This window comes from Breznakibacter xylanolyticus, from assembly GCF_003254275.1.
Lineage (GTDB): Bacteria > Bacteroidota > Bacteroidia > Bacteroidales > Marinilabiliaceae > Breznakibacter > Breznakibacter xylanolyticus.
In genome coordinates this window covers 1-23,349 of sequence record NZ_QKZK01000032.1, presented here as the reverse complement: position 1 = coordinate 23,349, position 23,349 = coordinate 1, and the positions used below count along the sequence as shown (strand labels likewise).

Below are 23,349 nucleotides of genomic sequence, written 5' to 3'. Positions count from 1 at the left end.
AGGGCAGGAAAGGTGGTTGGTTGGTGTGTTAACTCGTTGTTGGTGATTTGTTTGTGTTTAGTGTGCGCTGCCAAACAACAAAAGAGCGATGCCTGTGAGAATTCCGGCTAAGTAAACACCTTTTTCTCGGATACGTTTTTCTTTAAACACCCAGGCACCCACAATAAAGGCGATGACCACACTGCCCCTGCGGATGGCCGAAACGACTGATACCAGAGATTCGGGATGGCTGAGTGCAAAAAAGTATAAAAAATCAGTCACCAATAAGGTAATGCCGATCAAGGGGATTGACCATTTCCATTTGAAAGGAGTGGTTGAAGCGCGTTTGGGCCACCATAGTAATGCCACCACCGGCAGCATGATGGCGACCTGGTAAAACGTGAAATAGCATTGCACCGACATGCGGTGTATTTGTTTAAGCAGGAATTTGTCGTATAAGCTACTGGCAGCACCGGACAGTGTTCCTAAAATAATGAACCAAATCCATTTGTTGTTTCTAAACGAGATGCCCTCTTTGTGTCCCGAGGTTGAAAAGAGGTAGAAAAATGTGAGTGTCACGCCAATGCCACACCATTGCATCCAGGATAACTGTTCGCGAAAGATGATAATGGCACCCATCAATGTCCATAGGGGCCCCGTGGCGCGTATGGGTGAAACGATGGTGATGGGCAGGTGCTTGAGGGCGAAATAGGTAAATATCCAGGAGATAAGAACTATAATGGTTTTGATGAAGATGAGCAGATGCTCACGCGGTGTTGTGGCAGGGATGTAAAGCAGATGTTCCTGGCTGAGTATTCCCGTGTGGCTGGCAAACCAAACCGGCAGCATCACCAAAGAACTGGCCACGGTGCTGAAGAGCAATACCGGCAACACGGCGTTGGAGGTGACCGATACTTTTTTCAAGACCTCATAGACGCCAAGAAAAATGGCTGACGCTGCCGCTAATAGAAACCACATGATGTAAAATTTTAGATGTGCAAAACTATTGCTTTGCGAGATAGTTCAATCATTAAAAAAACTTAATTCATGGATGATTGAAAGCTGTCGGACAAATAAAATTGAATGCTTTTTTTTTATTCTCTAAATTGACACAATCAAGATTTATAATCCAATGTCGTTTCGTGAATGTTATTCAAACAAAAGACAAGAAAATTAATGGACTACAGACCCAGAGATTAGACTGAGGAAAGTGAGAACGCAGATTTAATCGTGTTTCTTCAGCTCATCATTTGTCGCATCGTCTGACGTTTTCTTATCTTAACAAAACGACCTTGATATATAATCCCTATTCATTACATATTTACATGACCACGAGTCGTATTCGTTAACCCTGTTGATGCATGAACTATTTATTGATAAAAAATGGGTTGATTGTCACCGGAAATAAGGTCTTTAAAGCGGATATGCTCATCGGTAACGAAACCATTATTGAGATTTCATCCACCATTGTCCGTCCCGATCCCATGACCCCCGTCATTGATGCCGGAGGACGGTTTATCATTCCCGGAGGCGTTGATTTTTATCATTATGATTTAACAGGTAAAGATATAGATACCCACGAACGTGATAAATTGGTAGGGGTGCAGGTCATCAATGGAACCACCACGTTATTCGAAACTATTGAACCGGAGAAAAGTGCCGATTTTGAACCGGTCATCGAACAGATGAGTACACAGCAACAAGCCGGGGTTCCTGATTTTGCTTATCATTTTTCCCCCATGCGGTATCGTTTCGAAAGCGAACAGGATTTATTTGAATGCTATGTGCATTTTGGGATGAGCACCATATATATCAATCAGGGTTTTGATTGTTTTCGTCATGAGAGTTTGTTTAAACGGCTCTATGCTTATGCCGAGAGGTTTAACCTGACTGTCATTATTGAGATTCCCGATTGTCTGGATTTTGAATGGGTGGGAGGATATACCACTTATACCATTGGTGAGGGGGGCGTGGGGTATCCGTCGTATCTGGAGAAAGTGCTGCAACGTTTGCGTAATGCCACATTTCCGGTGTTGTTGACCCGGTTAAGGTATCGTGAAGAAATTGAGGTGTTTCAGAAGTATCACGCTCGCAATAAAAACATGTATGCCGAAATAGAGATGCCATGTAGTTTGGGGGAGGGGCAGCAGTGGGGGACCCAAACACGGGAGGATAATTATACCGGCGTGCGTTTTCGCCCCATTGGTCACGAGATGTTTTGCAAGCTGATTTCACAGGATAATTACCTGGTCGCTCGGCCTTCGTTTAAGCTAATGATTGGCAATAGTTCTGAGTCCCCGGTGTTTAATCGTCCCGATAAGTTTTTTGGGCTGAAATATTACTCCAGCATGTTGTATACACTGACGGTCGTTTCGGGGCGTTTGGCCATCACCGATTTTGTGAATAATATGAGTACCAAGCCTGCCATGCTTATGGGGCTTTACCCTCAGAAGGGAGTAGTTCGCATTGGTTCCGATGCTGATTTCATGATTTGGAATCCTGATGTGGAGCGTAATCTTTATTGCAATTTTTTCAATGATGATCATTCCGAAGAGTGGAAGTTGCATGGTCGCCCTGAGTTTGTGTTTTGTAAAGGAAAAATGGTGTACGACGGGGAGACATTTTTTAGTGAAAACTTAAACGGTCATTACCTTTATCGCAGTCCCGGAGCTTGATGTTGGGATGGTTTTATAAAGAATTTTAAACGGGCAGCCAAATACGGGGATAAAATTATATTTTTGCACTTTGTTCATTGGCAACGTTTCGTTGACCATGGGCATTGAAGATGAACGTTGATAAAGGCTGAAGGCAGGAACTGTTGCCCTCGTAAAATCAAAACCATGCAAAACCTTATTCGAATTTGTTATCCGGCTGTTGCGTTAGTTTTATTGCTCATGACAGGGTGTATCCCTCAAAAGCAAACCCGTTATTTACAGGATCTCTCGGCCGATAAAGATTATCAAAACCCTTATGACACGCTTCCGGGGGTCACTGATCGGTATTTCTTACAACCCAACGATTATCTTTTTATTCAGGTTCGCACCCCCGATACTAAAATCTCTGAGTTTTTTAATGCCACATCGTCGGGAAGTTCCAATATGGGGCAAACCACCACGCGTTTGTACACCTATATGATTGACGACCGCATGAATGTGGATTTTCCCTATGCCGGGTTAATAAATTTGTCGGGTTGCAATATGCCCATGGCCAAGGAGCGCATTCGCAAGGCTTTAGAGCCATATCTGAAGGATGCCCAGGTGGTGGTGCGTCTGTCCAATAATTCCTTTTCGGTATTGGGAGAGGTGCGCAGTCCCGGCGTAAAGACCATGCACAAGGATCAGATTACCATCTTTGAAGCCATTGCCAGTTCGGGTGACCTGACGCCTTTCGGGAAACGTAAGAAGGTGATTTTGCTGCGTCAGACTGCTTCGGGAAGTCAAACGGTGATGCTCGATTTGACGGATAAAAACATTGTCGATTCAGACTACTATTATATTTACCCCAATGATGTGTTGTATGTTCGCCCCATGCGAGCTAAAAATTGGGGCATCGGCGAGTCATTCAGTATAGGAATCATCACCTCGGCGCTGGCCTTGTATTTAACCATTACCAGTTTAACCAAGTAACCCCGCGTCCATGAATTCTCAAACGACCCCTCATTCACCGGCAGCCCCTGCGGGTGGCGGCATGCAGTTTTCACTCGATTATAAACGTTTGTTACGCGATTTGCTCCATTACTGGTGGCTTTTTGCAATTTTTATTTCCATTGGCGTGGGCTCATATGTGTTGTATCATCGATACACCATCCCTGTTTATCGGGCTGATATGTCCATTATTATGGAGGAGAGAGGCGATGAACGTCCCACGGCCAGCATGATGGAAGGTTTTGGGTTGACGCCCGGCATGCGTTCGCTCGATAACCAGATTGCCCTTTTGTCGTCGTACGATATCATTCGCAAGACCATCGATCGACTCGATTTTCATGTGAGCTACTTTGCCAAGGGGCGTATGAAAGATACCGAGGTGTATGGAACCACTCCTTTTGTGATTCAGTTTGACTCGTTGCATCATCAGATGCTCAATGTGCCATTTCAGATCACCTTTGTCGATGCACAAACTTATCGGTTAGAGGTTCAGGTGGAGGAATCGGCATCGACTTTTTGTTATTTAACCGACATGAATGGCGCTTCGGTTGGGAAGATGCATTATCAGCAAGAGCATCGGATTGGTGAAGCTGTGGTGACCCCGTGGTGTTCGTTTGTGCTGAATGGCATCAGCGGTCAGTCGCTTAAAGGGCATGAAATGTATTTCCGCTTTAACCATCCCAACGATTTGGCGGCCTCGTATCGCGGCTCGTTCAGTGCCCGCAAGAATGACGAAAATTCCACCATTGTTCGGATGACCGTGTTGGGCGTCAATCAGCAAAAGAACATTCGTTTTCTCAATACTCTGGCGCAAGTGTTTATCGAAAACAATCTGGATAAGAAAAACCAGATTGCCATCAATACCATCCGTTTTATTGAGTCGCAGCTGATTAATATTTCCGATTCGTTGCGTATTACCGGATCGGAACTGAGCCGTTTCAGAGCCGACAACAAAATACAGAGTGCATCGGCTCAGGCCGAATTGCTGTACGAGAAGTTGCAAAAACTCGAGGAGACCATTGCCCAGCGTCTCATTGTGCGCAATTATTATTTATACCTTGAGAAGTATTTTCAGGGCGACAGTCTCTCGGAGGAGGTGATGGCGCCTGCCATGTATCAAATAGACAATCCCATATTGGCAGAGCAGATTCGTCAGATGATTGAATTGAATTCGGAGCGTTTGGCCATTGGCGAGTTTCAGAATCCTTATGACAAGGGTTTGTCAGAGCGCATTGAGGTAGCCCGCCAGACGGTGCTAAAGTCGCTCAAGAATCAGATTCAACTCGAAGAAGGCAATATGCACCGCATGCGCACCGATTTGGCGCTGGTGGAGACCGGCCTGTACGATTTGCCCGAAACGGAGCGCAAGATGTTGGGCATTGTGCGGAAATACGAACTCAATAACGAGGTGTATACTTTTTTGCTTCGCAAGCGCTCCGAAGCTCAGATACAAAAGGCTTCGAACACCTCCGACCATGAAGTGCTGGAGTCGGCACGCCCCGGAGGACAGGTGAGCCCGCAGGAAATTGCCGATTATCGCAAGGGGTTTCTCATTGGTCTGGTGATTCCGCTGGCTTTTTTGGTGCTTCGCCAATTGCTGAATAACAAAATTCTTTCGCCCGACGATATTGAACGATTGACCCATTTGCCCATTTTGGGGCAAGTCATTCACAGCGATAAAGAGCAGAGTAACGTGGTGATGAGTCATCCACGCTCGGTGATAACCGAGACTTTCAGACGTGTGCGCACCCGGTTGGAGTTTATGACCGCCAATCAGCCCAAACCTGTCATTGCGGTGACCTCGTCGATGCCCGGTGAGGGAAAGACCTTTTGCGCACTCAACCTGGCTGCCGTTTTCGCTTATTCGGGCAAGAAGACTGTGTTGATTGGCTTTGACATGCGCAAGCCCGGGTTAAATAAGATATTCGATTTCAGTGAGAAGGAAGGGGTGTCGAACTACCTGGCCGGTAAGGTCAAAATTGAAGATATCATTATTGCATCCGACCAGGCCAATTTGAGTTTTATTCCTTCGGGAGACATTCCCCCCAACCCGTCGGAACTCATCAGTAGCGGTAAAACGCAGGAGATGTTTGACTATTTGCGAACCCACTATGACGTGATATTGCTCGATACACCGCCCATGGGCATCGTATCGGATCCCTACTTGATTGCCCGATATGCCGACACCATCGTCTTTTTGTGTCGTCAGGGGTATACCATTAAAGAGGTGCTTCATCAAACCATCCGCAACATCAAAGACGAGGGATTTGATAACGTGGGCATCCTGCTCAACGATTTACAGGCCGGCAAATCTTCGTACGGGTATCGTTACGGTTATGGCTACGGCTATGGTTATGGCTACGGTTATGGTTATGGCTATGGCTATTACGATGAAGATGTTAAGAAATAATTTGGTGTCTTTGGGGGAGGAGTTTAGAAGTTTAGGAGTGGAGGAGTTTAGGAGTGGAGAAGTGGAGGGGTTTAGGAGTGGAGGTGTGGAGAAGAATCCTTTGAAATATGACGAAACGAATCCAAAGTCCCCCTTTGGGGGATTTTGGGGGCTAATTACAAACAGATGAAAACCGATTTATCGGCATACAACAACGATTGGTACGACGAGGGAGCCGGCTTGCTCAAACGCACGCTGTGGTTTTTTGTCAACGCGTTGTTTTTCATCAATCCGGCCAATCCTTTGTCGGGGATTAAGGTGTGGTGGCTGCGGCAGTTTGGCGCGACCATTGGCACCGGGGTGGTGGTGAAGCCCGGCGTTAACATTAAATATCCCTGGAAACTAACCATTGGCGATCATGTGTGGATTGGCGAGCGGGTTTGGATTGATAATCTGGATCGGGTTACCATAGGGAGCCATTGTTGTCTGTCGCAGGAGGCGCTGTTGCTGTGCGGCAATCACAATTACCGGGTGTCGACCTTCGACCTCAAGGTGAGCCCCATTGTGCTGTACGAGGGGGTTTGGATTGGCGCCCGAGCCATGGTCACCGGTGGCGTGGTGTGCGAATCGCATGCTGTGTTGGCTGCCGGAAGTGTGGCTTCGGCTTCGCTCGATGCTTATGGCGTGTATCGTGGCAATCCGGCCGTGAAGGTCAAGGAGCGATTGGGCTAAAGCGTCACGAAAACGAATGATGTGCCTTGTGCCAATGGCGTGTATGTAATATTGATAGAGTTGTAATCCATTATAAGCGTGAAAATTTCCATCATCACCGTGTGTTATCAGTCAGGGGCAACCTTGCGCCAGGCCATCGAGAGTGTGCTGAGCCAGCAGGATGCCGATATTGAATACATTGTTGTGGATGGCGGCTCCACCGATGGCACAGTGGCCATGCTCGAGGGCTACGGTGCGTCCATCAGCAAGTGGGTGAGCGAACCCGACAAGGGCATTTATGATGCCATGAACAAAGGCCTGCTGATGGCCACCGGCGATTTGGTGGGTTTTCTTCATGCCGATGATTTATTGGCGCATCCACGCATCATTGCCCAAATGGCTCAAGCAGCCGATGATCTGAAGGCCGATGTGGTGTACGGCGACCTGGTGTATGTGCAAAAAGAGAATCCCCATCAGGTGGTGCGCTATTGGCGAAGTTGTGCCTTTGAACCCAAACTGCTCAAGCGTGGCTGGATGCCTCCGCATCCGACGGTGTACGTGCGGCGCCATCTTTATGACACCATGGGGCTGTTTGACCTGCGCTTTCGCATTGCCGCCGATTATGATTTGATGTTACGATTGTTTCGCGCGCCCGGCCTGAAGACTGTTTACCTGCCACAGGTGATGGTGCGCATGCGCGTGGGCGGTGCCAGCAACCGGTCGCTCAAAAATATCATCCGCAAATCGAAAGAAGATTATCAAGCCCTGCGCAAAAACCACGTGGGTGGCATCGTGGCTTTGATGGTCAAAAACCTTTCGAAGGTGGGGCAGTTTTTTAAACGTTAATGCCGGCGAGTGAAGGCTCGTCTCTTTTTTATATCTTACGCAAAACTCATGACCGGCATGGCTGTTCATGAGGTGTAAGACCAGGCAGGGGCTCCGGTGCCCCGTTGATTAGTATGCGTGTTCATCAGTCAAACCCTCTCCAATCATCATGACAACCCCCGACCAACGTATTCCCCCGCCATCACCCTCGTCGCCACAGGACGGGATGTTGAGTTTTAAGCGCCTGCTGGGTATGGCCGTGCGTTACTGGTATTTCTTTGCCATCTCCATTCCCATTGCCATGGCTGCCGTTTGGGTGTATCATCATTATACCATTCCTATTTATCATGCACAGGCCACCTTGCTGTTTAAGGGAACCGATGAGCGGGTGATGCCCACCACCAATATCATTGGCGGGGTGGGGTTGTCGCCCGAGGATCGTAAAATTGAGAACCAGACTTTTTTGCTCAAGTCGCAGCGCATTGCCCGTAAAACCATCGATCGGCTCGATTACGGCATTGAATATTATGCCAAGGGGCGGGTGAAAGATACCGAAGTGTATCACACCGCTCCTTTTGAAGTGGTGATTGATTCCCTGGCGCCTCAGTTGCTCGACAGTGAAATAACCATTGCTTTTGATGACGACGACCGCATTCACCTGACCATTCAGGCCGAGGGAGGGCGGTTGTATCGCTATGCCGACCATCAGGTGACCGGCAGCAGCGGCGCCATTAATTTTAAAACCACCCTTGGGTGGGATGTTCCATTGGTAACACCCTTTGCTTCGTTTCGGATTCGTAAGGCGGGCACGGGATCTTTTGCCGGTAAAAGCTACTATGTGGTGTTTCGGGCGCACAGCGACCTGGCCTCGATGTATCGGGGGCGTTTGTCGGTGACCAACTACCGCGAAGGGTCATCCATCATGTTTTTGGGGGTGACCGGGCCAACGCCCGAGAAGCTGCGGAGGTATCTCGATGTGCTTTGTCAGGTGGTGATTGAGCACAACCTCATGCAAAAGAACGACATTGCCGACCGATCCCTGCACTTCATTCAAAAGCAGCTCGAGATGATTGCCGACACGCTCGATCGCACGCAAAATTTGTTGCTCAACTTTCGCAAGAACCACAAAATCACCGAGCCGCTCAATGCCGGCAAGCAAATGGCCTCGCAGTACTACGAGCTCGATAAGCAGCGTCAGTCGGTGGCCTTGCGCAGTTATTATTTCAATTTGTTGAAGAAGAAATTGGTTGAGGATCCTTTTTCGACCGACTTTATGTTGCCCGCTTTTTCGGACATGAATTACGATTTTGTGTCGACCATGGTCACTGAGCTGTTGACGCTCAATAATGAGATGGCCGAGTTTTCGGCACAGGCCAACGACACCAATCCCTATCTCACCGCTTTGCGGGGACGCATTGCCGTGGCGCGCGACAATTTGATGGTCTCCATCGACAAGGCTCTGGAGAGTCTTGCCATTGAAGACCGCATGCTGGCCGGCCAAATGACGGGCGTGGATAACCGCATGGATGAGCTCCCCGACATTGAGAAGGAGTACTTGCGCATTGAGCGCAACTACAAGCTCAACGATGCCATTTACACCTTTTTGCTTCAAAAAAATTCGGAGACGCAAATCACCAAGGCATCTAACTCACCCGATAACGAGGTGGTCGATCAGGCCGTGATGGGGGGCATTGTGTCGCCCAACAAACGCAGCAATTATACCCGGGCACTGATGCTGGCGCTGGCCATCCCCATCGGGTTGATTTTGCTCATCGAGTTCCTCAATGTGCGCATTCGCGGCACCGAAGATCTCACGCATCTGGCACCTCATTTGCCCGTGTTGGGGCAAATCCCGCACAGCCGTCTCGATGGGCAAAATGTGATTGTCAATTCGCCCAATTCCAACATTGCCGAAGCCTTTCGCAGCATTCGCACCCGATTAAATTTCCTCTCGGTTGACAAGCCGGTGAAAGTCATTGCCATTACGTCAACCAATACGGGCGATGGCAAAACCTTTGTGTCGATGAACCTGGCCTCGGCCTATGCCGTGTCGGGCAAAAAGACCATCGTGCTGGGCTTCGACCTGCGTCGCCCCAAAATGACAGAACTCTTTCAGCTCGATAATCGTGCCGGCATCAGCAATTTTCTGATCGGCCAAAGTGCGTTGCCCGACATCTGTTATGCCACCTCTCAGCCCCTGCTGCATGTGATGCCGGCCGGCGAAGTGCCTCCCAATCCGGCTGAGCTCATTGGCAGTTCACACACGGCCGAGTTGTTTGAATATCTGAGAAAGACCTACGAAGTCATCGTGGTCGATTTGCCGCCGGTGGGGGTGGTCTCCGACGGGCGGTTGGTGTTCCCCTTTGCCGATGCGTTGCTTTACATCACCCGTTTCAATCATACCCGAAAGGATCATTTTCAGCAAACCGTCCGCTACCTGGCCGACGAGCAGATCCGCTCCATGGGATTGCTGTTTAACGATGTGGAGTTGCCCGGACAGGGCTATGGATCCTATTATTCCGATTATTACGTCAAGGGATAGGGGCAGATGTGACTAGTGGAGGGGGCAAGTGTCGGGGTTCGGCTTTTTGTGGGCGATTTGTGTGGATGCATTCCGTTTTTTGTTTGGTTGGATGTCCTGATGGCATCTCCGAGCGCCGATGTTACCTCTTTGACAGGGAATGTACCCCCTCAGAGAGTCAATTGTCCCTCTCTGACAGACACTTTTTCCCCTTTGAGCAGCAATTTTCCCTCTCTGACAGGGAATGTTCCCTCTCTGAGCCTCGATGTTTCCTCTTTGAGAGGCAATGTTCCCTCTCCGGGAAGCAATGTTTCCTCTTTGAGAAGGAAATTTCTCGTTAAAAGAGGCAATGTTTCCTCTCCGAGAGGGAATGTTCCTTCTGAGATGGGGAACGTGCTTGTTCCGAGAGGCAATGATCCCTCTCCGATAGGGAAATTTCCTGTTTCAAGAGTCAATGATCCCGCTAAGAAGGGGAAGTTTCCCGTTTGGAGAGGATGCCTCCTGTTTTTTGCCTTTCGCGGGGGGAGGTAGACCCAAATCGTCGGTTTTTTGTTAGTTTTGGCAAAAAGTTTTTCGATGAACACCGTATCGTACCGCATTCAAAAGTTAGCACAATCGGAAACGCTGGCCATGGCGCAGCGCAGCCGCGAACTTCAGGCCAAGGGCATCGACGTCATCAACCTGAGCATTGGCGAACCCGATTTCAACACCCCCGACCATATCAAGCAGGCCGCCAAGCAGGCCATCGACGATAATTTTTCGCACTATACGCCAGTGCCGGGTTTGCCCGCGCTGCGACAGGCCATTGTCGATAAGCTCAAACGCGAAAACGGGCTCACTTATACCATCGACCAGGTGGTGGCTTCCACCGGTGGCAAGCAGGCCATTGCCAACGTGCTGTACGCGCTCATCAATCCGGGCGACGAAGTGGTGTTGCCGGCGCCCTATTGGGTGAGTTACATTGAGATGGTGCGACTGGCCGAGGGCGTGTGCATTGAAGTGAAGGCGGGCATCGAACAGGATTACAAAATCACCCCCGCGCAGCTCGAGCAGGCCATTACGCCGCGCACCCGTGCGTTTCTCTTTAGCTCGCCTTCAAACCCCACCGGCAGCGTTTATTCCCGTCAGGAGCTGGAAGCCCTGGCTGTGGTGTTTCGCAAGCATCCCCATGTCATTATCATTTCCGACGAAATATATGAGCACATCAACTACGATGGCGCGCATTGCAGTTTTGCCAACATCGACGACCTCAAGGAGCGTGTGGTGATTGTCAACGGCCTCTCCAAGGGCTATGCCATGACGGGGTGGCGACTGGGTTACATTGCTGCGCCGCAGTGGCTGGCCGCTGCCTGCATCAAGTTGCAGGGGCAGTACACCTCGGCCACTTGTTCTGTGACGCAAATGGCCGGTGTGGCTGCGCTGAACGGCGGCATTGAACCCTCGCGTCAAATGGTGCAGGCCTTTTTGCGTCGTCGAAACCTGGTGGTCGATCTGGCTTCGCAAATTCCCGGCATGAAGGTCAATCATCCCCAGGGTGCCTTTTACCTGTTCCCCGATGTGAGCGGCCTGTTTGGCAAAAAGTTTGGCGACCGCGTCATTGCCAATGCCCAGGATTTGACCATGTACTTCCTCGACGAGGCGCACGTGGCCACTGTGGCCGGCAATGCTTTTGGAAGCCCCGAGTGCATTCGCTTTTCGTATGCCACCGACGATGTGAAACTCACCGAAGCCATGCGCCGCCTCAAGGTGGCCGTCGAACAACTTACTTAATCACAAACCACAACCATTCAGGATATGATTGCCAGTTTTGAAATTTTCGCGTTGCTTTTATTTTTACTACTCACGGTGGGGATTTTGCTCATTGTGCATTGGTTTTTAAAATATTTCATGTTGCAGCAGCGCACCGCGCTCATGAAAGACGACCGCAAGCATTTGCTCAATTTGCGCCTGCAGGCCTATGAGCGGTTGACGTTGTTTTTGGAGCGGATGCACCCCGAATCGCTGGTGATACGCGAGCAGCAGTCGGGATTGGTGACCCACCAGTTTCACAACGTGCTGCTTAAGTCCATTCGCAGCGAGTTTGAGCACAACTTGGCCATGCAGCTATACGTGGCCGGCGATACCTGGGAACAGGTGAAAGAGGCTCGCGAAGAGGTGGTGAAGCTCATTAATACCTCTGCGGCACAGGTGGCACCCAATGCGCCATCGGTCGAGCTGGGGCGCGTGATTATTGAACAGGGCGGTGGTGCCACACTGCGCAGTTTAAAAAAAGCCATCGACAAAGTTAAAAGCGATGTCGCCCTGCTGGGCTGATTGAACCGACCATTGTCATTGCCGCTAATGTTTTCGCGTTTTTGTTTTGATGATGCCATCACACTAAATCACGGAATCATTGGCGGTATTTATTTGTCATTTTTTAGAGGCCCCATAGGGGCCAAATGTCGGTAGTATTAAGGGGAATCGTTTACCTCTCGCCCCAATCGGGGCGAAAGATGGTTTGCTTACCTTCTTCTACCGGGCTTTGGTGCCCAGAGGCACCATAATATAAGCTCGAATGGTCAAGTCCGATATGAATTTAAGACATGAGAATTGGGCGAAATGATAGCAAATCACTCACTAAATGATGTTGATTCCTAATCTCAAAGTTGCAAAGCTTCAAAGTGTCAAAGCATCAAAGTGCCTAAGCTTCAAAGCCCTATTTTTTCACTCCTAAACTCCTCCACTCCTAAACTTCTCCACTCTTAAACTCCTCAACTCCTCCACTCCTCCACTCTTCCACTCCTAAACTCCTCCACTCCTAAACTCTTCCTCTCTCATGAAAAACATATTAGTTACCGGCGGGGCCAACGGCATAGGCCGAGCCATTGCCATCAAATTTGCCGAGGCCGATTGCCGGGTGGTGGTGGTCGATGTTGACGAGCAGCGTGGTCGCGAGCTGGCCGGGTTGTACGATGGCATCGTGTTCTATTCGCTCGATGTGGCCGATGCTCCGGCCATTGAATCGTTGATGACTGACTTATCGGCCCACGATCTTTGTCCCGATGTGCTGGTCAACAATGTGGGGGTTTCCATTTTTAAGCCCCTGCTTGAGTTGACTTGGCAGGAGTGGGATCAGATTTTGAACGTTAACTTGCGATCGGCGTTTTTATTCTCGCAGGCTTTTGTGCGTCATCGCCCATCCACTCATTCCGGCCGCATCATCAATATTGCCTCCACGCGCCACCTGATGAGCGAGCCCCATGGCGAAGCCTATGCGGCCAGTAAAGGTGGCCTGGTGAGCCTGACGCATGCCCTGGCCGTGTCGCTGAGCAACACCCGCATCACGGTCAATTGCATTTCGCCCGGATGGATTCACACCGGCAGTATTGACGAGCTCTCGGCTGCCGATCATGCACAGCATCCTGCCGGACGCGTGGGGCAGCCATCGGATGTGGCCGATCTCTGTCTTTATCTGGCTCGGGAGGAGAGCGGATTCATCACCGGCCAAAACTTTTACGTGGATGGCGGGATGACCAAAAAGATGATTTACGAATAAGTTTCAATTCTTTTGATGATGCAAAAGTTGTGTGTGATCATTCTGTGGGTGTTGTTGATGCCGTTGAGCTTGGGGGCGCAAACGCTTCGTGAGCGCATGGCTGCCCATGTTTCATTTTTGGCCTCCGATTCGTTGCAGGGGCGTGGCCTTGGAACCCGCGGCAAAACGCTGGCGCGCGACTATGTGGTGAATGCCTTTGTGGACGCCGGTTTGATGCCTTTTCACGGCCAGTGGTTGCAGCCTTTCGGGTTTAAGGTGTCGCTGGTGCAGGTGTCGGGGCACAACGTGATGGGGTATTTGCCCGGCACCGATTCGACCTTGTGTCATGAATGGGTGGTGGTGGGTGCCCATTACGACCACCTGGGGCTGGAAGTCGACTCGGACGATGGCACCTATTTTCCCGGTGCCGACGATAATGCGTCGGGTGTGGCCATGCTCATCGAAACGGCGCGTCATCTGTCGATGAATCGCCATCGTTTGAAGCGGGGCGTGATATTCGTGGCCTTCGATGCCGAGGAAATTGGTCTGAGAGGGTCGTCTTATTTTGTGGCGCATCCGCCGGTTCCGCTGTCAAGTGTGAAGGTGATGTTTAGTTGCGACATGGTGGGCATGTATGCCAAAAACAAAGGAGTGCATCTCAAGGGCATTGAAGCGCTGGCGCAAGGCGACCCACTGGCCGGGGCGTTGGCGCAAAGTCATTCGCTCACTGTGCTCAATCGCGGTTTTCGCTACGAAAAGCACACCGACACGGATCCTTTCGGGCGTAAGGGCATTCCGGCGGTGCACCTGTTTACCGGCACCGTCTCGCCTTATCATCAGCCCGGCGACCAGGCACACCTGCTCGACTACGATGGCATGGTGCTGTTGAATGAATATTTTCGTGAGTTGGTGTTGCAATTGTCCGAGGCATCTGTGTTGACTCCTTCGGATGCATTTGTCGCCTGGCAGGCATCATCCACCCGACCCAAAAACTTCAGTTGGGGCTTGATGTTGACGGCAGGCGAGGGGCATCATGTTTATGACAACCGTTATTATCGGGCCAATTCGGTGCCGGTGGGTAGCGTCGGGGGGTATGTGCAGATGAATTTGTCGTCGCATGTGCAGTTGCAATCCGAACTGCTTTATGATTTCAGTGGGAGTGACCATCCCGGAGGCGTGTTTCGTCGTCATTCGGTCACGGTGCCCATGTCTGTGAAACTGACCACGGGCGTGTCGTCGTTCGATTCGCCTCAGCTGTTTGTGTTGGGCGGCCCTTGGGGACGTTATCATTTTGGGGGCGATGATGCCCGTTTTTCCAATGTCAGTTCAATGGCGCAATACGAGTGGGGATTGAGTTATGGCGTAGGCTTGTCGGTGTGGCGTTTGCAGGCCGGATGGGTGTGCCGGCGTGCCATATCGCCCCTGTTTTATTGGGATGGGGATGCGGTGCGCGATGTAAGTAATCGCGTGTTTTTGGGGTGGCAATTCTGAGGATAATCCTCAGTGCCGCTTACGCATTGTCGAGCGCCAGCATCAATGGGTTTGCGATGGCGTTGGTGAGTTCGGGGCCAACCGGGCAGAGTGAGTTGTCGCGTGCATGGGCAATGTCGTCAAAGAGTTGTGCTATGTATTGTTCCAATTCATCGGCGTTGCACGAAATATTTAATTCGCCAATGTCAATCAGTTGCCCGTGATTGATGGCTTTGATGTTTTTGATGATGTTGTTGGTCGTTGTGCTCAGGTCATGAGTGATGTCCTGCCATGAGAACTGATAGGCCCTGGCAATGATGATGACATCCAGCAGGCATTCAGCCGAGGTCGTTTCGCTCAACTGATGAAGGATGTTGATGAAGACGTTGTATAAATCGTCGACGGAAATGAGATTGGTGATGACCGGCGATTTGAGACGAGGATGGTTGTTTTTTGTGATGAATAAGGTGATTGATGCCATGTCGTTGCCGATGATCAGTTTTGCCGTGTTGTTGAGGGTTTCTTCTGATTCAATGCAGTGAGTGTGACCCAATGCCGACACAATCATTTGGTGGATGATTTGGATGTCTTCATCGTTTTCAACCAAAAAATGGAGTTGTGAATTGTGTCGGTGGTTCAAATAAAAGTGTGAAATAGCAGCACCGTCTGTTAAGTATATGTGCCCCGGAAGTCCGGAAAGCGCTTGGATAATGTCTCTCTTTAGATGGATGAGATTTTTTGAAGAATGATTTGCCATAATCGTGTAGTGATGGCCTTTGTGTTCTCCGTTTCCCCCATGTTGAGGGAGGGTTGGTAAAGGTCTGTTATTTGTTTTGCGTTGTTTGCAAAGGTATGTGAAATATTGTTTTAACGATTTTGTTTTCCTTAAAAAAATGCATCCGGCTCTTTATTCTGTTTGAGTTCGATGATGGCTGGTGTGTGAATAAATTTACCTTTGCGGTGTAATAAAACTGAACACATCAAGTGGCGAAGAAACTTTTTTTTCAGAATGATTTATCGTGCAGTGTCGATGGACTGAAAAGTCTTACCGAGCAGTTGCGCGAGGTCGCCTGTCAGTTGCAGGCGCACGATTTCTGTTATGTGTTGCTGCGCGATGGCATTTGTGTGGATCGGGTGGTGGCATGTGGCGATGTGCCTAAGGTGCTGTCGATGTATTTTGAGCCGGGTAAGCGGCTTTCATTTTCTCATTATTCTTCGGAGGTTCCTTTTGAGTTTTCGACACCCGATGGGCAGAAGTGGTGGGCGATATCCTCTGTTTTGGAGGGTGACTCGTGGTCGTTGATGGCGGTTTTTCCGCAATCGTATGATTCCCGATTGGCTGAAATGCTCTTTACGCTCATGCTGCAGTTGGTGCATGAGCGTATGATGGGGATTCAGATGCAGCAAAACATCGAGAATAATAACAGTTTTACTTTTGCCATCATGAATTCCCTTCGTTTTGGGGTCATTGCCATCGATTTGGAAGGACACATTTTGTATGCCAATGACACGGCATGTGTGATGGTAAATATTCGTCGCAGGGATTTGTTGCTCATTCCCATTCATCAATTGGTGCAGGGATGGGCAGCCATTTCGGAGAGTGTGGTCGCTGGGGTGAAGTTTCAAAACGAAGAAGTCCCCGTGATGACGGCCGATGCAGTTGCACGTTTTAATATCAATGTGTCGCCTATTAACGACTTGAGTGGGCATTTGCTGGGCATGGTGGTGTCGTTGCGTGAAATTGAAAATCTTTACGAGATTGTTAATAAATACACCGGGATGCAGGCTCGTTACACCTTTGACGATGTGGTGGGTAAAAGCAAAGAGATGCGTCGCTTGGTTGATTATGCCCGTACCATCGCCGATAGTCCATCGACCGTGTTGATTGAAGGCGAGAGCGGAACCGGGAAAGAGGTTTTTGCACAGAGCATTCACAATGGCAGCAGCCGTCGTGATGCCGGTTTTGTGGCCATCAATTGTGCTGCGATACCCGAGAATTTAATTGAGAGTGAGTTGTTTGGTTACGATGATGGGGCTTTTACCGGCGCCAAAAAAGGCGGTCATCCTGGAAAATTTGAGTTGGCACATAAAGGCACCCTTTTTTTAGATGAAATCGGGGAGATGAAGGCTGATATGCAAGCGAAGTTGTTGCGTGCCATTCAGGAAGGGGCGGTGATGCGCATCGGCGGAACCAAACTGATCCCTGTGGACGTCCGAATTATTGCAGCCACCAACAAAAACCTGAAAAGGGAGGTTGAAAAAGGTCTATTTCGGTTGGATTTGTTCTATCGATTGAGTGTCATCCCATTGAAGTTGCCGCCTTTACGACAGCGAAAAAGCGATTTGCCATCGTTGATTCGTTTGTTGATGCAAAAAAAGAGTTTGCGATTGCATAAAAATATTCCGCACTTGCATTATTCCGAGTTTCAGCAGATGCTGGATTACGCCTGGCCTGGAAACATTCGTGAATTGGAAAATTTTATTGAACAATTGGTCAATTTGGACGGTAAGTTTTCGTTTGATTATTTCAAACAACAGATGACCGACTCATATCATTCAACTGTGATGGCCGATGCAGATGAGTATCGTGTTGGCGGTTTTATTCCTTGTTCGATGGATGAGCTCGAAAAGGAGCATATTAAGAAGATGATTGACCATTGTTCAGGCAATATGTCGCAGGTCGCCCGACTGTTGGGTGTGAGTCGCAACACGCTTTATTTGAAGATGAAAAAGTATGAATTGGTTCGTTAATGTTGAATGATCTCTCGTTCTTTCATCTTGTTGTTAAATTTTTCAAACGTTGACATTGTTTGGGGTTGTGTCCTAAAATGCATCATTGTTTTAATATAGGACATGTTATTTGTGTGCATTGTACTATATTTGCGCAGTTGTAGATTTGGGGTGTTTGTTAATAGGTTCTTTGTTAGTGTATTGTAGTTTTTGGCAAGATTGTTGATAGAAAGGAGTGTCGAAAAGGAGCAACCTTAATGGCTCCGGACAAAAAATCAAATACGAATTTATGATTTATTACAACAATGCGATTCAGACAAAGCGTGAACTGCTCATGCGCATTGTCAAGTTGTTGAAAAAAGGCGAATTGCTCGAGAAAATTGACCGCATTCCTGTCGAAATGCGACCTAAGTCAAAACACCCGATTCGATGCTGTGTGCATAAGGATCGGGCAGTGGTTCGGTATAAAATCATGGCCATTTTGGGTTTTGACATTGCCGATGAAACCGACGAGTTGACTCCATTAAAGCGTTATGCGCATTTAGCGATGGAGCGTAAACTGCCCGGAAATAACTTTTTAACAGTGGTGGATGAGGCTTGTAGTTCGTGTGTGCAGGTCAATTATACGGTGAGTAATCTTTGCATGGGCTGCGAAGCCCGGTCGTGTCAGTTTAATTGTCCCAAAGATGCCATTACCGTGTTCGATGGTAAGGCACACATCGACCAGCGTAAGTGCATCAACTGTGGTTTATGCCAAAAGGCTTGTCCTTACCATGCCATTGCTTATATTCCTGTGCCCTGCGAAGAGGCTTGCCCCGTAAAAGCCATCTCGAAAAATGATGAAGGGATTCAGGTGATTGATCATACCAAGTGCATTGATTGCGGACGTTGCATGAATGCGTGTCCTTTTGGCGCCATCTTGGAAAAAACGCAGGTCATTGATGTGTTTCAAACCATTCAGACCGGTCAGGAAATCGTGGCCATGGTGGCACCGGCACTTTTGGGGCAGTTCCAAACCACTCCGGCTCGTTTATTGGGTGCCATACGTCAATTGGGATTTACCGGAGTGATGGAAGTGGCCGAAGGTGCTGATATTACTGCTCGTCATGAAACCCATGAGTGGCAAGAGTTGGTTGCTCAAAAGGGGGAGGAATTTATTACTAGTTCTTGCTGTCCGTCATACATGGCTTTGGTCAATAAGCATATTCCCGGCATCAAACCTAAGGTGTCGCACACCCGGTCGCCCATGTATTATACGGCCGAATTGGCCAAGCAACGCTATCCCAAAGCGAAATTGGTATTTGTGAGTCCTTGTTTGGCCAAACGACAGGAAGCCAAAGATAGTGGGTTGGTGGATTTTGTGTTGACAATAGAGGAATTGGAGGCATACTTCAAAGCTTATGACATTGATTTGACTGCAGGCGTAGAAACGAACGTCGATGGTGCCATTTCGAAAGAAGCACGTGGTTTTGCCATGAGTGGCGGGGTGGCCAACGCCATTCGTCAGAGCCTGCCTGTGGGGGCTCCTTTTAAACCATTGATGATTGAAGGCCTCAATAAGAAGAATATCGGCATGTTGCGTGCCATGGCTAAAAAAGGGAATGGTTATAATTTCATTGAAGTAATGTCGTGCGAAGGCGGATGTGTGAATGGGCCTTGTACTGTGAGTCGTTATGAAGCGGCCAAACAAAACCTGGTAAAGGTGATTGATGAAATTGATTCGCTTCAAGAGGTGGATGAACAGGTTTAAAATGATTGTCTATATAAAAACAAAACCCCTGTCGTATGCAGGGGTTTTGTTTTTATGGCAATGGGGGTTATTTCAGTCCTCGTCTGGTCAATAAAGGTTCAACCGATGGGTCTGCACCTCTAAATTTTCGGTAGAGGGTCATCCCTTCGTCTTCTCCGCTGTCGCGAAGGCAATGTTGACGGAATCTGTTGGCCAAGTCGCGGTTAAAAATGTCACCTGATTCTTTAAAAGCTGCAAATGCATCGGCATCGAGCACTGCCGCCCAAATGTAAACGTAGTATCCGGCCGAATAGCCTCCGTCAAAAATATGCGAGAAATAGGAGCTCCGGTATCTGGGGAGTATTTCAGGGATAAGACCAATCCCGGTCATGGCTTCTTGTTCGAATGTGTTGGCGTCGATGATTTTGGTGGAGGCATCAATGTCATGCCAAGCCATGTCGAGGTACGATGCCGCTAAGTACTCGGTGGTCATAAATCCCTGGTTGAAATGGGCGCTTTTTTCAATCTTTTGTATCAGGCTTTCAGGAATGGTTTCTCCTGTTTGATAGTGTTTGGCATATTGACGGAGAACTTGTGGTTCTGAGGCCCAATTTTCCATGATTTGTGAAGGCAATTCTACGTAGTCGCGAGGCACAACCCCGGCCGTGCGTTTGTATTGACCATCAGTGAAGAGGGCGTGCAGGGCATGACCAAATTCATGGAAGATGGTGGTGACTTCATCCCATGTTAATAGGGCAGGCGTGTCGCCCATAGGTTTGGTAAAGTTGCAGACGATGGATACCACCGGGGCAATGCGATGTCCGTTTTGGCTTTGTGCATCGCGAAAGGTGGTACACCAGGCTCCGGGGCGTTTCCCTGCACGGGGATGGTAATCGAGGTATAAAATGCCAAGATGGCTGCCGTCTTCATCTTTCACTTCCCAAGTTTCGACTTCGGGATGATACACGGGCAGGTTATTCATTGGATTGAATGTGATGCCGTAAAGTTTGTTGGCCACATCAAACATCCCATTTCGCACGTTTTGGAGTTCAAAGTAGGGAAGAAGTTCGGCTTCGTCGAGGTCGTATTTGGCTTTGCGCAGTTTTTCGGCATAGAACCACCAATCCCATGATTGCAGAGGGCTGTTGAGGCCTTCGTTCTTGGCTATTTGCTGCATCTCCGTCAGTTCGTTTTTAGCTCTGTTGAGGGCAGGCATCCACAGCTGGTCGAGGAAACGAGTGACATTATCAGGTTTTTCAGCCATGTTTTCTTCAATCACCCATTGAGCGTGTGTGGAATACCCCAAAAGACGTGCACGTTGCGCTCTCAGTTGGGCAATTTCAGTCACGATGGTGCCATTGTTGTTCGCGTTGTCGTTGTCGCCACGCATGAAATAACCGCGATAAAGTTTTTCGCGCAGTTGACGATTGGTGGCGTATTGCAAAAAAGGAATCCAACTGGGTTTTTGCAGGGTGAAAGCCCATTTGCCTTCGTGCCCTTGTTGTTTGGCTTCCAATGCTGCTGTTTCACGGATGGCTTGAGGCAGTCCATCCAGATCGTTTGGGTTGTCGATGAGGAGGAGGAAGTTTTGGTTGGTTTCGGCCAATAGGTTCTCACCAAATTGAAGGCAGAGCATTGATATTTTCTCGTTGAGAACACGCAGGGTGTCTTGCGAGTCATTAGGCAATAGTGCTCCATTTCGCACAAAATCCATGTAGTATTTCTCAACAACCCTTTTTTGAGCAGGGGACAATGTGGATGACTCTTTTTGATTCCAAACGTGTTGAATACGCTTAAAGAGTTTTTCATTCAGAGCCAGATTGTCTGCGTGACGAGTTAGCAATGGTGTCACTTCGCGAGCGATGCTTTGTAGTGAATCGTCGACGTCGGATGACATTAGGTTGAAAAAAAGAAGGCTGATTCGGTGAAGCAGTTCGCCGGATTGGTCAAAGGCTAAAATGGTGTTGTCGAATGTTGCAGAATCAGTACTTGTGATGATTTGATCCACCATTTGGTTCTGTTGTTCGATACCCGCTTTAAAGGCGGGGAGGTAGTGTTCGTGTTGAATCTGGTCAAAAGGCGGAACTTCAAATGGGGTGTTGTAGGTGGTCAGTAGCGGGTTGTTTTCCCGTGTGGTGGGTTGACATGCAGTCATGATAGTGGTTATTAATCCAATGAGTAAATAGGGTCGCATTGTTGATGTTTTTTTATAATAGTTCAAAAGTACAATTTTGAGTGTGATATTTGTTGGGGTTTCTGATTTTGAGTATCCAAAATTTGCAGTGCATAAATCGGATAAAATAGTCTTTTAATGTTTGAAGTGTGAGAATAAAAAGATAAATTTGTCCGAATATAATTCAATATCAAATGCCATGAAAGAATCACAGTTCGAATCAAGTGAAAACCTGAGTTATGCAGGGAATGCCGAAAAAAGCCATGCTTGCAAGTGTGGTGGCAATTGTCAGTGCAAATCACAGAAACAACCCGAACATGCTTGCGAGTGTGGTGGTTCTTGTAACTGTAGGTAATCCCCATCATCATCGATAGATGATGTTGTTGTGTTTAAATCTCTGTATTTCTGTGTTGTGAGGATGATGCATCAGCCGTAAAGGTTTTGCTTTGTGTGTTCTCATTAACTCCGAAGTATGGAGATTTTTTTATACAGGGTGATGTCTGTCATGTGATAAAATTGAAGAAACGGTTTTTCCTCTCTTGTTGTCTGTTTATATTTGAACAATGGAAGCATCGTCACTTACCCCCAATCAGTTTCAGACACTTTTGTTCCTTTGTCGCGAGCAAAAAGTTGAGTCTGTTGAAATGAACCGTCCGATGATGGACTTTATTAAATCGGCCGGTTTGGCACCTCGATTATATCATTTGATCAAACAAAATGGTTGGGAGCATGGCTTTACCAATGACGCTTTGAGTCAGTTCAAGTTGGCATACATGAGTACGTTGGTTCGAAATCGTCAAATCTGGTCTGTTTGGCAGGCGGTGGCATCGATTCTTAATGCTCATGAAATTGATCTGATCGCATTAAAAGGCAGTGCGCTGGCTTTTACCGTTTACCCCGATGAAGGCATTCGTCCCATGGGCGATTTGGATCTGCTTGTGAGAGAGGGGAATGGTGCGCGTGCACGTCAGCTGCTGTTGGATGCGGGTGCAGTTGCCCGATATGTGCCCCAGTCGCAGGTTCACGACCAAGTGCATGCTCATGTGAGTGCCATCACCTACAAGGGGGTATTGGTCGAAATACATCAGCGCTTGTATGCGATGGGTGACCCGCTAAACCCACCATCAGAACCTCTTTGGGCTCAATGTCAATCACGAATGGTTGCAGGGAGTGTGATGACGGTGCTTGATGATGCTCACATGGTTTATCACATTGCCACGCATGCCTGGCATGGCTATCGGTTAGGCGGGATGCGTTTGGGGTGGTTGCTTGATATTGTGGCTGTGATGATGCGCCATGTTGATGAGCTACATGTGTTTAATAAGCACGTTGAAGCCTTAACCCATTTTGCAGCTATCCTAAAGCCAGCGCCTGTATTTCAATGAATTGTTCATTTTCGAGTTCGGATTTGTGTACTACAGATTTTCGCTTTGTAAAGGTAGCGTAATGACGCTAGCTCTCCACTAAACACGGTAATAACCGCTATAGATTCCCGTTTCGGGGTTGGTGCGCATGGATACTTTGAAATACATGCCCCAAAGTAAACATGTAAACCGCTGATATACAATACCCCCTTGTGTACTACAAATGATTTTTCGAAAATTCAGACACTGATTATCAATGTATTACAAAAGCAAATAGAGCAAAAGAGACTATTTTGAGGT

General features: G+C 48.4%; 16 protein-coding genes. 13 read left to right on the top strand and 3 right to left on the bottom strand.

What is annotated here, in order from left to right; genetic code table 11:
- Positions 1-57: 57 nt before the first annotated feature.
- A complete protein-coding gene (locus LX69_RS14305) occupies positions 58-957 on the bottom strand; it encodes a DMT family transporter (RefSeq protein ID WP_111446732.1) in 900 nt (299 codons plus the stop codon).
- Positions 958-1,340: 383 nt separating this feature from the next.
- Here LX69_RS14305 and LX69_RS14300 point away from each other — a divergent pair, with 383 nt between their 5' ends.
- From LX69_RS14300 to LX69_RS14250, 10 genes are all read left to right on the top strand, one after another.
- The gene (locus LX69_RS14300; protein WP_111446731.1) at positions 1,341-2,654 is read left to right on the top strand and encodes an amidohydrolase family protein; all 1,314 of its coding nucleotides are present in this window, start codon (positions 1,341-1,343) and stop codon (positions 2,652-2,654) included.
- 165 nt (positions 2,655-2,819) lie between these two features.
- The gene (locus LX69_RS14295; protein ID WP_111446730.1) at positions 2,820-3,605 is read left to right on the top strand and encodes a polysaccharide biosynthesis/export family protein; all 786 of its coding nucleotides are present in this window, start codon (positions 2,820-2,822) and stop codon (positions 3,603-3,605) included.
- A 10-nt stretch (positions 3,606-3,615) separates the two neighbouring features.
- Entirely contained in the window at positions 3,616-6,033 is a 2,418-nt protein-coding gene (locus tag LX69_RS14290) for a polysaccharide biosynthesis tyrosine autokinase (protein ID WP_245935029.1), read from the top strand.
- Positions 6,034-6,198: 165 nt separating this feature from the next.
- Positions 6,199-6,744, top strand: a complete 546-nt coding sequence (locus LX69_RS14285) for a WcaF family extracellular polysaccharide biosynthesis acetyltransferase (protein WP_111446729.1) — start codon at positions 6,199-6,201, stop codon at positions 6,742-6,744.
- A 78-nt stretch (positions 6,745-6,822) separates the two neighbouring features.
- Positions 6,823-7,569, top strand: coding sequence for a glycosyltransferase family 2 protein (locus LX69_RS14280; protein ID WP_111446728.1), 747 nt, complete (start codon positions 6,823-6,825; stop codon positions 7,567-7,569).
- Between the two features lie 148 nt (positions 7,570-7,717).
- The gene (locus LX69_RS14275; RefSeq protein WP_111446727.1) at positions 7,718-10,090 is read left to right on the top strand and encodes a GumC family protein; all 2,373 of its coding nucleotides are present in this window, start codon (positions 7,718-7,720) and stop codon (positions 10,088-10,090) included.
- Between the two features lie 555 nt (positions 10,091-10,645).
- Positions 10,646-11,839: a pyridoxal phosphate-dependent aminotransferase gene (locus tag LX69_RS14265; RefSeq protein ID WP_111446725.1), complete on the top strand. Its 1,194-nt coding sequence runs from the start codon at positions 10,646-10,648 to the stop codon at positions 11,837-11,839.
- A gap of 24 nt (positions 11,840-11,863) precedes the next feature.
- A complete protein-coding gene (locus LX69_RS14260; protein WP_245935028.1) occupies positions 11,864-12,382 on the top strand; it encodes a DUF7935 family protein in 519 nt (172 codons plus the stop codon).
- A 502-nt stretch (positions 12,383-12,884) separates the two neighbouring features.
- Positions 12,885-13,604 carry an SDR family NAD(P)-dependent oxidoreductase gene (locus tag LX69_RS14255; RefSeq protein ID WP_111446724.1) on the top strand — a complete coding sequence of 240 codons (720 nt, stop codon included), beginning with the start codon at positions 12,885-12,887 and terminating at the stop codon, positions 13,602-13,604.
- Between the two features lie 18 nt (positions 13,605-13,622).
- Positions 13,623-15,074 carry a M20/M25/M40 family metallo-hydrolase gene (locus tag LX69_RS14250; RefSeq protein WP_170124410.1) on the top strand — a complete coding sequence of 484 codons (1,452 nt, stop codon included), beginning with the start codon at positions 13,623-13,625 and terminating at the stop codon, positions 15,072-15,074.
- Between the two features lie 19 nt (positions 15,075-15,093).
- On the opposite strand, the gene LX69_RS14245 is transcribed toward LX69_RS14250, so the two are convergent.
- Entirely contained in the window at positions 15,094-15,660 is a 567-nt protein-coding gene (locus tag LX69_RS14245) for a hypothetical protein (protein ID WP_111446722.1), read from the bottom strand.
- Between the two features lie 377 nt (positions 15,661-16,037).
- Between LX69_RS14245 and LX69_RS14240 the strand changes: the two genes are divergently transcribed.
- Both LX69_RS14240 and LX69_RS14235 read left to right on the top strand, forming a co-directional pair.
- A complete protein-coding gene (locus tag LX69_RS14240) occupies positions 16,038-17,804 on the top strand; it encodes a sigma-54 interaction domain-containing protein (protein ID WP_111446721.1) in 1,767 nt (588 codons plus the stop codon).
- Positions 17,805-18,072: 268 nt separating this feature from the next.
- On the top strand, positions 18,073-19,533 hold the full coding sequence (locus tag LX69_RS14235; protein WP_111446720.1) for a monomeric [FeFe] hydrogenase: 1,461 nt from the start codon (positions 18,073-18,075) through the stop codon (positions 19,531-19,533).
- Between the two features lie 67 nt (positions 19,534-19,600).
- Here LX69_RS14235 and LX69_RS14230 read toward each other — a convergent pair whose 3' ends face one another.
- Entirely contained in the window at positions 19,601-21,667 is a 2,067-nt protein-coding gene (locus LX69_RS14230; RefSeq protein ID WP_245935027.1) for a M3 family metallopeptidase, read from the bottom strand.
- 581 nt (positions 21,668-22,248) lie between these two features.
- On the opposite strand from LX69_RS14230, the gene LX69_RS14225 reads away from it, so the two are divergent.
- The gene (locus tag LX69_RS14225; RefSeq protein WP_111446718.1) at positions 22,249-23,070 is read left to right on the top strand and encodes a nucleotidyltransferase family protein; all 822 of its coding nucleotides are present in this window, start codon (positions 22,249-22,251) and stop codon (positions 23,068-23,070) included.
- Positions 23,071-23,349 lie beyond the last annotated feature (279 nt).